Source organism: Paenibacillus sp. FSL R5-0887 (genome assembly GCF_038002305.1).
In the GTDB taxonomy this organism is placed as follows: Bacteria; Bacillota; Bacilli; order Paenibacillales; family Paenibacillaceae; genus Paenibacillus_AQ; species Paenibacillus_AQ odorifer.
This window is the reverse complement of the sequence record NZ_JBBOCE010000002.1, coordinates 1,821,180-1,835,918: the sequence shown is the minus strand read 5'-3', so window position 1 is coordinate 1,835,918 and position 14,739 is coordinate 1,821,180. Positions and strand designations below refer to the sequence as shown.

Annotated in this window: 10 protein-coding genes; 4 read left to right on the top strand and 6 right to left on the bottom strand. The window is 44.4% G+C overall.

Going from position 1 to position 14,739, the window contains the following annotated elements; genetic code table 11:
• Nucleotides 1–9 precede the first annotated feature (9 nt).
• From MKY14_RS25985 to MKY14_RS25965, 5 genes are read right to left on the bottom strand one after another with little or no spacing between them, the layout of a single operon-like run.
• On the bottom strand, nt 10–351 hold the full coding sequence (locus MKY14_RS25985; protein ID WP_248549163.1) for a DMT family transporter: 342 nt from the start codon (nt 349–351) through the stop codon (nt 10–12).
• Nucleotides 348–1,136: an HAD family hydrolase gene (locus MKY14_RS25980; RefSeq protein ID WP_340977676.1), complete on the bottom strand. Its 789-nt coding sequence runs from the start codon at nt 1,134–1,136 to the stop codon at nt 348–350. The genes MKY14_RS25985 and MKY14_RS25980 overlap by 4 nt, the downstream gene beginning before the upstream one ends.
• A 15-nt stretch (nt 1,137–1,151) precedes the next feature.
• Nucleotides 1,152–2,498 carry an ABC transporter substrate-binding protein gene (locus MKY14_RS25975; RefSeq protein WP_340977674.1) on the bottom strand — a complete coding sequence of 449 codons (1,347 nt, stop codon included), beginning with the start codon at nt 2,496–2,498 and terminating at the stop codon, nt 1,152–1,154.
• Nucleotides 2,499–2,533: 35 nt separating this feature from the next.
• Nucleotides 2,534–3,379, bottom strand: coding sequence for a carbohydrate ABC transporter permease (locus MKY14_RS25970; RefSeq protein ID WP_339189174.1), 846 nt, complete (start codon nt 3,377–3,379; stop codon nt 2,534–2,536).
• A 25-nt stretch (nt 3,380–3,404) separates the two neighbouring features.
• Complete coding sequence (locus MKY14_RS25965; RefSeq protein ID WP_076127023.1) at nt 3,405–4,286, bottom strand: carbohydrate ABC transporter permease; 882 nt, start codon at nt 4,284–4,286, stop codon at nt 3,405–3,407.
• A gap of 219 nt (nt 4,287–4,505) precedes the next feature.
• Between MKY14_RS25965 and MKY14_RS25960 the strand changes: the two genes are divergently transcribed.
• The 3 genes from MKY14_RS25960 (at nt 4,506) to MKY14_RS25950 (ending at nt 7,615) form a co-directional block, all read left to right on the top strand.
• On the top strand, nt 4,506–5,063 hold the full coding sequence (locus MKY14_RS25960; RefSeq protein ID WP_076101159.1) for a GbsR/MarR family transcriptional regulator: 558 nt from the start codon (nt 4,506–4,508) through the stop codon (nt 5,061–5,063).
• 210 nt (nt 5,064–5,273) lie between these two features.
• Nucleotides 5,274–6,458: a polysaccharide deacetylase family protein gene (locus MKY14_RS25955; protein WP_248549159.1), complete on the top strand. Its 1,185-nt coding sequence runs from the start codon at nt 5,274–5,276 to the stop codon at nt 6,456–6,458.
• A gap of 140 nt (nt 6,459–6,598) precedes the next feature.
• Complete coding sequence (locus MKY14_RS25950; RefSeq protein WP_036687315.1) at nt 6,599–7,615, top strand: AI-2E family transporter; 1,017 nt, start codon at nt 6,599–6,601, stop codon at nt 7,613–7,615.
• Between the two features lie 107 nt (nt 7,616–7,722).
• Here MKY14_RS25950 and MKY14_RS25945 read toward each other — a convergent pair whose 3' ends face one another.
• Nucleotides 7,723–8,109, bottom strand: coding sequence for a hypothetical protein (locus tag MKY14_RS25945; RefSeq protein ID WP_038568262.1), 387 nt, complete (start codon nt 8,107–8,109; stop codon nt 7,723–7,725).
• 256 nt (nt 8,110–8,365) lie between these two features.
• On the opposite strand from MKY14_RS25945, the gene MKY14_RS25940 reads away from it, so the two are divergent.
• Nucleotides 8,366–14,263 carry an S-layer homology domain-containing protein gene (locus MKY14_RS25940; RefSeq protein WP_340977672.1) on the top strand — a complete coding sequence of 1,966 codons (5,898 nt, stop codon included), beginning with the start codon at nt 8,366–8,368 and terminating at the stop codon, nt 14,261–14,263.
• Nucleotides 14,264–14,739 lie beyond the last annotated feature (476 nt).

The window sequence follows — 14,739 nt, the reverse complement described above, 5'->3', positions numbered from 1 at the left end:
TGCTGTTCGCTAATGCGTCTTGCCGCTAATATTCAGTCCTATGATCCCGACAATGATGACGGCTATCCAAAGTAGTGAGGATAGGGTTAGCTTTTCTTCAAAGAACAGGGTTCCTATGAAGGAAATCAGGATGATTCCCGCTCCTGACCATATCGCATAAGCTACGCCTACCTTAATAGAGGTGAGAGCATAATTCAGGGAGGTGAAGCTGGCTCCATAGAACAGGAACATAAGCACGGAAGGCCAGAGCTGGGTGAACCCTTGAGATATTTTCATTGAGAGGGTCCCTGAGAGTTCGAACACAATAGCCAGCGCCAGAAACATCCATGCCCATATTCCTTCTATTCTCACAGGGAAGTAACCTCAATTCTGAGCTCAGCGTAAGATTGTACAATGAGATCTGCATCCGGGAGAATATGTGTTGAAGCACTAGTACCGTCGCTTTCTGCTAGGCCGATAGCTACCTGTACACCCGCTGCTTTAGCCATTCGCATATCCCCATTAGTATCACCGATAACTGCTGTGTGCGCGGGTTCCACGGCTAACCTTTTGCAGGCAAGCTGCACCATGTCGGGGAAAGGTTTACCCTGATCCACAAGATCTGTTCCAATTACCTCGGAGAAATAATGCCGTATGCCAAGCCATTGGAGATGTTTGTCTGCGGCCTCTGTTTCATCTGCGGTCACCACGGCGAGAGGAATGCCTGCACTCACACACTCATCAAGAAAACGATGAAGTCCCGGAAGGGAGTGAACGGGGCGTTTCTCTTCTAACCTAACATCCGCTTCGAGACGGCATTGATGGACAAGCTCCATGGACTCCGCCCAACATAAACCTTGCAGATAACCCTGCCATGACAGAATGGCATAAAGATCACTCATAGTCCCCATAGCCAGCGGTCCGTTGCGATCATAATCGATAATGCTCCCCTGGGCATTGTGTACAGTTCCCATTAATGCAGGGAGCTGCTCTTCTGCAATCTGTAGTCCTTTTTCCTTCATATACTTCGTGAATCTCTCTAAAAAACATTCGCCCCAGCTGCCCCAGAGGGATACGAACTGGAGCAGCGTACCATCCTTATCGAATAGAATAGCTGCTACAGCATATCTGCCTTGTGGAGTGATGAGCTCAGACATGAAGTCCACCGCCCTTTATTTTAATTTATCAAGCGCTGCTTGTGCCGTTTCTTGTGCTTCCTTAAGTGCTTGTGCTGCTGGGATATTCTCAATCTGCACCTTATCTGCGGCGATTGTCAACGCATCGTTAATTTTGCCGCCAGTTGGGTCTTGGAAAGGTGCAGAACCATGAGAAGCTTGCATCAATGGGACCCTAATCTGTGGATTACTTTCGCTGAATGACACAAATGCCGGGTCTTGCAATGCGGATTGGCGCACCGAAATATATCCCGTATTAATGGACCAGGACGCAGTATTCTCAGCATTTGTGAAGTAGGTTAGCCATTTCATAGCTGCTTCCTTTTCACTGTCGTTAGCTTTGGATAGAATGCCGGCCATAAGTGCTTGGGCTACGGGTTTGCCCTCACCGATCCCAGCCCAGCCTGGCTGCTCCATAGCCGAAACAATGCTGAAGTCCAAGTCGCCCTGATCGCCGCTGGAGCCGGTGTAGCCTGCGGCTTGACCCTTCATTACATCGTCAATCGTCTTGTACCAATACTCCCAGCCTTGACCGCCGGAATGAATCCGCATGATCTTATCCTCGTGAATCCACTTGCGGAACAAATCCCAGGTTTCAATCCACTCTTTAGAGTCGACCATAACTTGTTTTCCATCCTCACTAAGGATAGTGCCTCCTTTGCTGAGTACGGCATCAATCATGTTCCCTGAACCCCACATAGGCTCCCAACCATAAAGGGTGGTTTTGCCGCCGTCCTTCACTGTCATTTTCGCAGCTGCGGCAGCCAGATCTTCCCAAGTCTTTAGTGTGCTCGCATCAATTCCATTCTTCTCAAAAACATCTTTGCGATAGTACATGACCTGCGTTGTTCCATACATCGGCAGGAAGTATTGCTTACCATCAACCTGGCCCTGATTTAGAAAGGTTTGGACAAAATCCTCTTTATTGAAATCTGGCTCCAGTGCCATAAGCTCGTCTATCGGAGCGAAATATCCTTTACGGGCCCAATCTACATTGGAGGAGAGAGCAGCCGCAGGCACTTTCCCTGTAGCGATAGCTGCTTGCAGCTTCTGTTCGGTTTCCGTGTAGTCTGCCTGCGCGATACCTTTGACAATGACCTCTTGCTGAGAGGTATTAAATTTCTGAATCAGTGCCTCCATATTCTCACCAAGCTTGCCGCCGAGACCATACCAGAATTCAATTGTTACCGGTGCATTTTGTGTGGGTGCAGCCTCTGTGGAGGGGGAGGAAGAAGCTCCATTCGCCGCTGTAACATTGCCTGTATTCGCATTTCCTCCGCAAGCTGTTAACATTGTAAATCCGGCAACCAAAGACAGGGTGGACAGTCTCTTCAATACGTTCATCATCATTCTCCTCTTATTAAAATAGAATTGTTAGCTTATCCTTTGCTGGAACCAGCGGTCATATTGACACTTTGCATGATCGTTTTCTGAGCTAGTAGAAATACTAGCAGCAACGGGGCGATGGTGAATGCGCTAGCGGCCATGATCAGCGGCCATTTTAATCCGTAAGCACCTCCTTGAGTAAAGAAACTACGCAGACCCGCCGAGACTAGCTGGAGATTAGGGTCTTTGGTGATCAGCATCGGCCAGAAATAGTTATTGTACTGATCAATGAAGGTGATCAGGGCTAGCACAGCAAAGGAAGAACGTGTAATGGGGACAAGAATGGTCCACAGAATCCGCATATGTGAGGAACCGTCCACTTCTCCAGCCTCCACCAGCTCATGGGGAACCTGAAGGAAGGCTTGGCGAATTAGAAAGATGGAGAAGACACTTACACAGTTGGATAGAATTAATCCGGCATATGAATCCAGTAGATGGAGCTGGGACAATACCAAATATCCGGGAAGATAAACAGCGGTGGCTGGAACCATATAGCCGAAAAGAATAACGCCTGAGAACAGCCCTCTGAAGCGGAATTTCATATGCGTAAGCGCATAGGCCATCATCCCGGAATTTATGACCTGCAGAATAACAATCGACACAGCGACAAATATGCTATTGCCCATATATCTGAAGAAAGGGGCTTCGTGCCAGGCGGCTGAAAAATTACTCCACAGCGGATCCTTAGGCCAAATTGTGGGCGGAGACTGCCAGATTTCATCATTGGTTTTTAAGGCGCTGGTGACCATCCAATAGAAGGGGAAGGCCATGATCAGTGCAATAGCTGTAAAAAATAGATGGCGGGTCAGCTTGCCCGCGCGTACGATCGTTGCATTCATCAGTCGTTCTCCTTTACAGCAGTTGTTATTGATAATGGGTTGTCCGTTTACTAACCTCTAGCGAGACTACGGATAGCAGCATACATATAAATACCAGAACCATTGCGACACTAGAGGCTTCTCCAATCTGAAAGGCTTCAAAGGCAGACTGATAATACATATAGAGCAAGGTACGTGTTGATCCCGACGGTCCACCTTGTGTAAGTACGTTAATCTGGTCGTAAGCCTGTAACGCCCCGATGATCTGTACGATGAACAGAAACAGTGTCGTTGGCGAGATTAGCGGTAAAGTAATACGGCTGAATTTTTGAACAGCATTTGCTCCATCCAGTTGAGCTGCTTCCAGCAGATCTGTAGGGACATTGCGTAGTGCCACCAAATAAAAAATCATCGCCCAGCCTACCGATTTCCATATTGTCACGAGCAGAACGCCAAGCAGCGCCCATTTAGGGTCTTGAAGCCAACCGATTTTTTCTAGACCTAAGAGGTCAAGTACAGTATTGGCAAGGCCGATTTCGGGTTCATAGATCCAGGACCAGACAATGGATACAGCCACGGTCGGCGTGACCCAAGGGGAGAACAGCAATACCTGATATAGGGTGGAGCCTTTCAGCTTCCCGTTCATCAGGAGTGCTAGTCCAAGTCCGATCAGAATAACGGGCAGCACACTTCCGGCACAGAATAACAGAGTCACTCTAAGTGCTTTATAGAAGGCAGGATTGCTGAAAAGATCCAGATAGTTGGTTAGTCCGACAAAGGTTTTCTCAGGGCTCATGAAGTCCCATTCGGTAAAGCTGAGATAAAATACATAAAGTAATGGCGCTAGCCAAAATACAACGAATGGAATCATTGCCGGCAAGGTGAAGAGCACCGGTTTCAACTCCCCTATAAATCTCGAACGTTTCATTATTCTGTCGATACCCCATTCCATCTTCTGTTTTTTGCGGTATAATTCTGAGGCAAGCTCTTCCGTTCAAAAAAAATTGTACACTCATCGAGCGGCTGCGTGGTCAAGTGGACGTAAAGATCGATGCGAGATTATGTAAAAATTTAAGAGATTAGCGCAGGTAGTTGCTATTTTGTGTAAAATAGAAGGGTAGATTCTAAGTGGAATGAAGGTGCAGCTATGAAACAGGTAGCCTTTGGTGAAGAGAATAAAGACTTATCTCCACGCGAGCAGCTGCTGCGTCCGATGATCGATGCGATTGCTCAGACGATGGACCTATATGGTGCGAATTATTCATTCGGGCAGCTGTATGGAATTATGTTCTTTGAAGACCGTCCGATGACGCTTGAAGAGATGAAGAATGTGATGAATATGAGCAAGAGTAATATGAGCTATGGAGTCCGTTCTTTGATGGCCTCCAAGATGGTCACTAAGCTGGAGGAGAAGCGGGACCGAAAGGATCTGTATGCAGTGGAAACAGATTTCTTTCAGACCTTTAAGAACTTTTTTGGGATGAAGCTACAGCGGGAGATTGATGTTATGAAGCACGCTTTAGACGTTGTCATTCCTGAGCTGGAGGGATTGGTTCAAGCCGTGGATACGTCTGAGGAGGAGCGGCAATTCTGCCTGAAGGATCTGGAGAAGCTGGAGCATGCCGTTCAATATTATCATTGGCTGCAGCAGTTCGTGGACGAGCTTGGGGAAGAGAATTACTTCGCAGATAAGAGAAGGTCCTAGACCGTCTACAATCACATATAGATGTACATAATTGTATATAGATCTCCATTTTTGCGGGGTGTTCCTTAAGCCGGTTCAGGCTTGAGGTTCGCCCTCTTTTTTATGATAAAGAAACAAAAATAAGAAGAAAATGTAACCAATAGCAGGTGGAACTTCCATAAAATATATAGTTACATAGGGACAAGAAATGTTGTTAAGGAGATTCTGAGATTGAAAACAAAAAAATATATGCTGCTTGTTGTCATAGTTCTACTGCTGAGCCTTGCTGCTATTTTGAATACACAACGTGAACCTTCAACAATAACTATTAACGTAAATGGTCAAATGATAAAGACGATAGCTGCCAATCCAGCCTCGCCTGATGATCTTATGATCCCGAAGGCAGTAGCTGAACAGGCACTAAATACACAAATCGGGTGGCAGAAATCTGGCCCTCTTCCAAAAGGTATTTACTACAGAGATCAGGTGGCTGTGCTGATGTATCATCATCTTTCTGAGAAGCCCATGCCACAGTTTCCTTGGGTGTTATCGGTTGATCGGTTTGATGATCAAATGAATCTGCTGAAGCAGGAAGGTTTTCATGTGATCACCATGGCGGAATACCGCGAATTTATGCTGAATAACGGCGCAGTTCCGGACAATGCAGTGCTGCTGACCTTTGATGATGGATATGAGAGTTTCTATAAATTGGCGTTCCCCGTTTTGCAAAAATACGGATATACAGCCGTTAATTTTGTTATCGTATCTACAATAGATCACCCAGATCCGAATAGCGTACCGAAGCTCACTTGGGAGCAAATGCGGGAAATGAAGCATGCTGGGATGGGATTTTATAGTCATACCTATGATTTGCACCATTATGGGATTGTCGATGCCGAGGGCGGGCAGCGGCCAGCTGCAAGTGCCTTGTTATATGTTGATGATGAGAACAGGAATGAGATGAATGTCGAATACTACAGCAGAGTTACACGTGATCTGGCTAAGGCGGAGCAAAGGCTGAAGGAAGAATTGGGCAATACGGATTCGGCGATTGCTTTTCCTTATGGGTCCTACAATGACAGATTGCTGGCTGTTTGTGATTCGCTAGGGATTTCGCTGACCTTCAAAATTGAGGATGGGATTAACACCAGAGCGGATCGGAATGCCGCACGAATTAACGGGGGAAGTGAGACACTTACCGCTGCGTTGACGCTTGATCAGATGAAGCATATCGATTTGCCTATGGAATTGACCTTGAACAACCAAAAGGTGAATATGGTAAGGAATTCTCCTGAAATGAGGAAGGGAACCTTGATGGTTCCATTTCATCAATTATGCAAAGATCTGCATATAGATATGAAATATGATCCGAAACGCCGAATCGTTGAATTGACTCATATGGATGCAGGAGCATGAAAAGTGTCACTTTTATTGATGATGAGATTACAAAAAGTGAGTAAATTCGTCATTTTAGGCGAATCACTAGTTGCTATAAGTGAATTCCTTACTGTAGACTATAAACAGAGTACTAATTGGTAGGCGAATGGAGAGAACTGATGGAATTGTTTAAGCGTTATTACGCAAATTTAACGGTCCGGCGTTTTTTGATTTTAGGATTGGTTGCTCTACTGCTATTCAGTATTAGAGATATGCTTAATTTGGTACTGTTGACGTTTTTGATTGCGTATGTAATGAATAGCTTTCAAGTGCTGCTCACGAAGCGCATTAACAAATATGTAGCAGTTAACAGCAAAGTGATTATTGTTATTCTATACCTTGCCTTAATCGCTGTAATTGTCATAACCCTCGTTAATTATCTGCCTAAGGTTTTCATACAGATTAAACAGTTAACGAATTTTTTGACCAATTTGACCCCTGAGAACATCCCGCAGAATGATATTGTGCAGTATATATTCGCCCAGCTTAAGGATTTGAACTATCAGTCGTACATGAAAGACGGTATTGAATATGTCTTGAAAATAAGCAATTGGGGCACCAGCTTTGTTTTATCAACCATTTTGAGCTTTGTATTTATACTTGAGAAGAACAGGATCGTTAGTTTCACTTCCCGCCTTAAAGAGAGCAAAATCTCTTGGTTCTATGTAGAGCTTGAGTATTTTGGCAGAAAATTTATCTCCTCTTTCGGAAAAGTGATCGAAGCACAAATTCTGATCGCGTTGTTTAATACATGCTTTACGGTGATCGGACTCTGGATTTTAGGTTTTCCTTACCTTTTCGCATTATCCATTATGATCTTCTTGCTCAGTTTAATTCCGGTAGTAGGTTTTGTTATCTCGCTAATCCCACTTTGTATTATTGGTTACAATATTGGTGGCCTAGTCATGACGATATACGTACTGGCAATGATTGCCGTACTGCATTTTGTAGAAGGCTACTTCCTAAATCCTAAACTGATGTCATCCAAAATGAATTTGCCTATGTTCTATACGTTTATCGTGTTGTTATTCTCTGAGCATTATCTCGGGGTATGGGGTCTGATTCTGGGGATTCCGATCTTTGTATTCTTCCTTGATATTCTGGAGATTAACAGAGAGAACAAGATAGGAACTTAGGGATTCTGTTATAAAATAAGTGTTAAATATACAAAAACCGGCTAAATGGAAGATCCATTTAGCCGGTTTTTTTGTGTGTATGTTACAGCGTCGCTGTATGTATTCCCTTAACCGAAGGAAGTATGGACACTATCTGAAACGATGTCCCTCAGCTCCGCTTTATATGCCGCATACTGCTCGGTTGTTATGCTTCCAGCGGCTAACCGTGAATCCAATTGATCCGTTAGCTGGGCAACCTGCAGATCGATTACAGCTTCAATATCTTGGCCTTGTTCTGATGCAATATCTTGAAGTGACTTACCGTCATATATGGCCTCGTATAGATCCTCGTCCGTTGGCTGGTTAAGTACCTCCAATAATTCGTCTTGATCCGCGACCTCTGCCGTGGACCATTTTACAGGCGAACTTGCATTAGCGGTAAGACTAGTCCAAGCATTTCCGAAAGACATCACTACAACTACCGTTCCGACTATGATCACTCTTTTTATATCCATTAGAGTCCTCTTTTCTTGTTCTGCAATAACTTATCTTGCTTAAGCATCCGTCTAAAGTATCGTTTAAAATGGGTTCTAACTAGTTATATTGTAACCCGCGAAGCTGAACTGAAGCTTAAGCAATATTAAAAATAACCTAAAGATTTAACACGGCTATGATATAGCGATAATACACCGCAGGTATACTTTCCAGATGAGCTTCATTGCATATTTATGCATTGAATCACAATCAAACAAATGGGGAGTGTTCGGAGTTTTGAGAATAACAGCAAAAGCTAAACGTTTATTTTCCAGCATAATTGCCAGCAGTTTGATGTTGGGAATCATGGCTCCAGCAGGATATGCCGAAGAGCAGCAGCTGGAGACGGAGCAGACATCTTCCGAATTAGAGGCGCATTTTGATGAACAGGTTGAGCTCGACACGCTTTTAAGTCAACCGACTGTAATGGCAGAGGTGTACGCGGTACCTAATAATCCAGGAGCGCTACTGATTACAGAAGTTGTTCCGGATACTAAAAATGTAAAAGGGACAGATGGAACCTCTGTAGATGGTTACGAGTTTGTTGAGGTCTACAATAATACGGACAAGCCGGTTAATTTTAAGGATTATTATTTCTTTTATAATGACAAAGATACATGGGCACCTAATGGTGATGCTGTAATACCGGCGCATGGAAATATTGTTTTCTGGATTATGAACGGCAATAATCTGAATGTTCCTACGGAGGATTTCATCAAAAACTTTAATCCTTCTGCAGCTTTGCAGGAAGGAGTGAATCTGTTCCGGATCAACGGTGGCGGGGGGATGGCTAACACTTCTGCGCGTAATTTACAAATTAAAAGCAAAGCAGGAGATACGCTAATTGTTTCTGCTTCCTATGGAAAAGAACAGGTGAAGGAGAATAACGGGATCTTCTATCAATACTTGCAAGCAGATAGCTCCGTTATGAACCTCATGGTGAATTCGGGAACGGTTGTGGCTACGCCTGGAACCGTAGAGGCAGAACAAGTGCCTGAGCTAGTTCCTGGGAACAAGCAGCCAGTGATTGAACATATTGCACAGAGTAGTGTCGATCCAGCCGATCTCCCTATCAGTGCGAAGATTACTAATCTGGAAAGCGGGGCAGATGGATCACTGCCTGTAGTGAAGCTACAGTATGGCTCTCCTTCTCAGGCGAAAGATACGGTAATCACCATGACTTCAAAAGGTGGGGGTGAATATGCGGCAATGATTCCTGCAGCTGCGCTGGAAGAGCCGGAGCTGCATTACAGCATCCGCGTTAATAATGTGACAGAGAGTTATTCTGTTCATGTGAACCTGCCGGCGTTCGATTCGAATAATGTGCCGCCGTTGTTAATCACAGAGCTGCTGCCGAATTCGACGAATGTAAAAGGAACGAGCAGCGACGCTTTTGAATTCATTGAGATCTATAACAATACTGATGCACCTGTTAATTTCAAGGACTACAAGGTCTATTATCGTTATCCTGATAAAGGTAACGCTTCCGATGTGAAGTGGCCTTCGACGCCAGAGAACTTTCTGATTCCTGCACAGCAGTCCGTGGTGTTCTGGGTTATTAATAGTGCCAATAGTACTTACACTGCTAATGATTTCAATACAGAATTCAACACAAACTTAATTGAAGGCACCAATCTCTTTTTGATCAAAAGCGATGGTATGGCGAACTCTGGCCGCCGGGCAGTCGTAATCAAGAGCAATACGGAGAAGGAGATTTCCTCTGCGTATTATGATGCTGACCTCACCTACGATGGTGGAGCTAAAGGTGATGACACCAAAGAGAATAAAGCCCTTCTATATAAGTATCCTGTGAATGGGCTGAGCAAAATGCTCAAGATCAGTACGGGGTCAGCCGTTCCGTCACCAGGCCAGACGGATGTAACACAACTTCCAAACACACCGATCCATGTGGAGCCGGATACAGAGAAACCAACAGTAGAAGATCTGACCGGCGTAACGGAGATTGATCAGTCGCTGGGTCTCGATTTGAAGGCTTTTGCTGATGACAATAAAGCTGTTACTTCTGTGGAAGTTAGAGTGTCTTCGGACAAGCAGCCGGAGGCTGTTAGCCACAATCTATCCCAAGACTTCAACGACAGCTTGTATCACTTTAAATTGACCTCTGCGGATTTGATTGGCAGAAATGAGATCCAGTATTACTTTGTTGTTTCTGATGGAACGAATGAAACACAATCTCCAGTAATGAAAGTAAAAGTTACAGGAGGACAGGATCAATCACCCCTTCGTTTGAATGTGAAGGAAGGGCAGTTGATCAATGGCTCCGTGACCGTAAAGGGAACCTCTGCCACCGCTAAGGCTGATGTCTTAGGCTTGAGCATTGACAGTAAGTTACTGGGCAATAACGAGGCATATAATGCACTGGAGAATGATGCCTACTTTGTATTTGAAGCTAAAAATGTGGACTATTATTTTAAAAATGCGATCACGATGGGACCGGAAGAACTAGGAGATGCCAGTATTCTGTATACCTTTATGGACCCGATTACTACGTATACTACATTGACTTTTCCTATTTCTTCTGCCGCTTTAAAAAAGGGTACGGATAATGTGATTTACATTCGGGCGGGCTCTAAATCATCTCCATTTGATCCTCGTCCTGAGGAGAATAAGGATGATTTTGAAGTGAAAAATGTTCGTCTCCTGCTGGCAGATGGTACCGAAATTTGGGATCCGGCTTATGCAGAACGTGATAAGGAAATCAAGATGGGGGACAGCGCAGGTAAGCATGAATCCCTCGGCTTCCAGTTTGATCTAAAAGCGGATTTGTTCCGTTCAAAGGCGTACAACTGGAATACTAAGGAAGCAACTGACGGAGAACATAAAGTAACGCTTACCGAAGGTGGAACGAAAGTATCATCAAACGTAATTGTTGACAACACGCCACCATCCATCAAAGCATCAATAGAAGAAGGACAAACTTACCGTGGCAATTTTGAAATTGCTGCTGAAGTTAAGGATACTTATGCGGGTGTAGATAAGGTCAGCGTGAAGCTGGATGGTAATGTTATTGAACTGCCCTATGCTACTTCATCCGGGAAGTTATCGGCTGGGGAGCATACGCTTTCTATCACAGCCTTAGATAGGATTGGCAATCAGGCAGAAAAGGTCATTACATTCCATGTACCGAATGAGAATCCATTTGCGCCACTGCTTATTTCTCCTACAAACTGGGAGACCGCTGTAGGTACTAATCCGACTTTAAAGGTTAAGGTTGAAGATCCTAATCAGGATAAGATAAACGTTACCTTCTTTAGAGGATTTAAGTACGATGCTAACCATCCGGAGCAAGGCTTTGCTGGATTTATAAACGCATCCGATACAGAGCCGCCGAAACAATCCGTACCTGCGGGCGAACAAGCGCTTAGCAGTGATGACTACAGTAAAATAAGTGCGGTAGACGGACAATATTTAATTAATGATGCTGTCGATCAATTCCCTTATCAGCGTTATGAAATTAAGCTGGATGAGTCGGTTAAGGCGTCAGATCGTGTAGATATTGAATGGAAAGGGAATTCGTTGCCGGGACGTAAAGTAAGTCTCTACGCATGGAGTCCAACTCAACAAAAATGGGTACAGCTGGATCATTTAATCGCTGGAACAGAGGATTTTGAGCTGAAATCCACGGTTACAGCTGGAGAATATGCTAATGGAAATAGCATTGCAGTAATGGTTCAGGACGAAATTGCTTCGGTGGCTAAGACAGCACCAACAGTAACACAAGATACGTATGACTTTTCTTTTGTATGGATGTCTGATACACAATATTATTCACAGAGCTACCCTTACATTTACCGTAAAAATGTAGAATGGATAGCTGACAACAAAGAGAGCTTGAACCTGAAGTATGTTATTCATACAGGAGATATCGTGGATAAATCCTATCAGGAGTATGAGTGGAAGGAAGCTGACCGGGACATGAAGGTTCTGGAGGAAGCTAACATTCCTTATGGTGTTCTTGCGGGTAATCATGACGTAGGTCATCAAACCGGGGATTACACGAAATTCTGGGAGTATTTTGGAGAGTGGAGATTCAAGAATATGCCGACCTTCGGTGGCTCTTATGACAACAACAGGGGCCATTACGATTTAGTGTCTGCGAACGGAAATGATTTTGTTATTGTATACATGGGCTGGGGATTGGCTGAGGAAGAAATCGAATGGATGAATGAGATCGTTGCCCGTTATCCAGAGCGTAAAGCGATTCTTTGTCTCCATGAATACTTGCTGGTTTCTAATAACCGTGCACCTATTGCAGATAAGATTTTTGAGATGGTTGTGAAACCTAACAAAAACGTAATCGCAGCACTGTCCGGCCATTATCATGATGCTGAGCTTAAGGTAGACGAGCTGGATGATAACGGTGACGGTATTCCAGACCGCAGTGTCTATCAAATGCTGGCAGATTACCAAGGCGCTGAAGAAGGGGGACTCGGCTATATCCGTCTGCTTCAGTTCGATGTTGCTAATAACAAACTTCGCGTGAAGACTTATTCGCCTTATTTGGATGATTATAACTACTATGATGAAGACGAATATCCAGGCAAAGATGAGTTCGTTCTGGATCTGGATTTACAGCCTGTGACTAAACGTGTGGCTACCGACTATATCGGAGTCAAGGTTTACAGCGACCAGGAAATTGCGGCCAATCCACAAGTAGAGAGTGGCGCGGAGACTCAGGTCACTTGGAGTAAGCTGAATCCGGATAGCTACTACCAATGGTATACAAAGGTTGAGGATGATCACTCCGGTAGTGTGCTTTCAGATATCTGGGGCTTTTACACTGGAAAAGAGGATGTGATGCCGACACCAGAGGTGACACCAACACCAACACCGACACCAGAGGTAACGCCGACACCAGAGGTATCGCCATCGCCAGAAGTGACGCCGACACCAGCACCAGAGGTGACAACGGCACCTCCGGTAGTTTCACCAGTGCCAACAGTGACTCCAACGCCTACAGCCACACCTGGAGCGGGAAAGGGAAACATTGAACTGGCATTAGGAAGTAATGGGACGTATACAGCTGATCCGTCAGCCTTGAAGAAACTGATAGAGGAAGCTGCTACAGGGGGAAGCCTAAAGATTAGCGCAGGCGGAGCAACCCCGGCTCAAGATCAGATTAGAATTGCTCTTGATGCAGCCGCTGTTCAACAGGCTGTCGAAAAGAAGTTGAATTTGAATATTGTTTCATCTAACGTTACCTTGAGCATACCAACAAGCTCCTTACCAGCCATTCCGGCAGGCAGTGATATGCTGCTACTAAGCATTGATACGAGTATGATATCTGTACAGGCCAATGACGCTGGAATGAGTCCATTCAGAGCTAACGTTACGCTGAACCTCAGTACATCTGCAGGAGGCAAAGAAACGGCTATCCACCAGCTTAAAGGTGCTGTTACGATTACCTTGACGCTGACTAAGGAACAGCTTGCTAAGCTTGATACAGATTTTGCGGGTGTCTATTATGTAAATGGCAGCACGTTGGAATATTTGGGTGGAGTGTTTAAGGATAATACCGTTACCTTCACAACAAATCACTTTTCCTCCTTTGCGGTACTGGAATACCATAAGCAATTTAGGGATACTGCTGGTCACTGGGCAGAGTCGTATATTTCCAAGCTGACGGCTAAGCATGTGATTAAAGGGATCGACGATACGCATTATGGACCACAGGCGAATGTAACCCGTGCAGATTTTGTTACACTGGCCGTTCGTTCTCTCGGATTGGATGAAGCAAATGGGGCTATCGTACAGAGTGCTTTTGCAGATGTATCTAAAGATGCTTATTATGCACAGTCGATAGAGAAAGCTGTCCAGCTTGGATTGATCCAAGGCAGTGATGGCAAGTTCCGACCTAAAGATGCGATTACTCGTGAGGAGGCGGCAGTTGTCCTGCAGAAACTGATGCAGTATAAAGCAGGATTGCAAGCTTCCGTTGCTGCTGCTGCAAGCTTTAAGGATATGAATAGTGTATCTGAGTGGGCGAAGCAAGCGGTAATTGATTTGCAAGCAAAGGGAATCCTTGACGGCAAGGGCGACAATAACTTTGACCCTCGTGGCAAAGTGACCCGTGCTGAAATCGCAAAACTGTTATATGGAATAATCAAATTATAAGATAGGTTGGCAAAGGCAGGCAGAGGTGACTCTGGCCTGCTTTTTGTCTTTTTTGCGTGTAGTCTCCTTTTTCTTCTACGTAAAAAGGAAATTTCCACTATTCATATGATTTTTCATATATAATATTTTTGAATTAATTTTAAATTTTCAGAATCTTTCAAAATAAAAGTAAATTGCAAGGAGTGCAAGTGAAATTAAATATCTCCAATCTGCCACTTCAGGAGTCGGGTAAAATATATTTACCAGTTAGAGCGTTATTTACCGGCCGTATCATCTTTTATGCAGGTTTATGATGAAGACAGCCATGCGCTTGTACTGGAAAGTGGTCTATAAGCTTCCGAGTTGGAGGACACCTTTGAAGGTGTTCTTTTTTTGAATATATAAAATACTTACTTGACAGGTAGGAATAAAGGGGTATATGATATCACCAATACTTAAACAGTAATTAAATGAACAGTGAAATAATTCAACTGAGC

Coding starts and splice junctions, on each gene's coding strand:
- MKY14_RS25960 (WP_076101159.1), top strand. CDS start 4,506: ATGAAACAGGTAGCCTTTGGTGAAGAGAATAAAGACTTATCTCCACGC.
- MKY14_RS25945 (WP_038568262.1), bottom strand. CDS start 8,109: ATGGATATAAAAAGAGTGATCATAGTCGGAACGGTAGTTGTAGTGATG.
- MKY14_RS25965 (WP_076127023.1), bottom strand. CDS start 4,286: ATGAAACGTTCGAGATTTATAGGGGAGTTGAAACCGGTGCTCTTCACC.
- MKY14_RS25980 (WP_340977676.1), bottom strand. CDS start 1,136: ATGTCTGAGCTCATCACTCCACAAGGCAGATATGCTGTAGCAGCTATT.
- MKY14_RS25970 (WP_339189174.1), bottom strand. CDS start 3,379: ATGAATGCAACGATCGTACGCGCGGGCAAGCTGACCCGCCATCTATTT.
- MKY14_RS25975 (WP_340977674.1), bottom strand. CDS start 2,498: ATGAACGTATTGAAGAGACTGTCCACCCTGTCTTTGGTTGCCGGATTT.
- MKY14_RS25950 (WP_036687315.1), top strand. CDS start 6,599: ATGGAATTGTTTAAGCGTTATTACGCAAATTTAACGGTCCGGCGTTTT.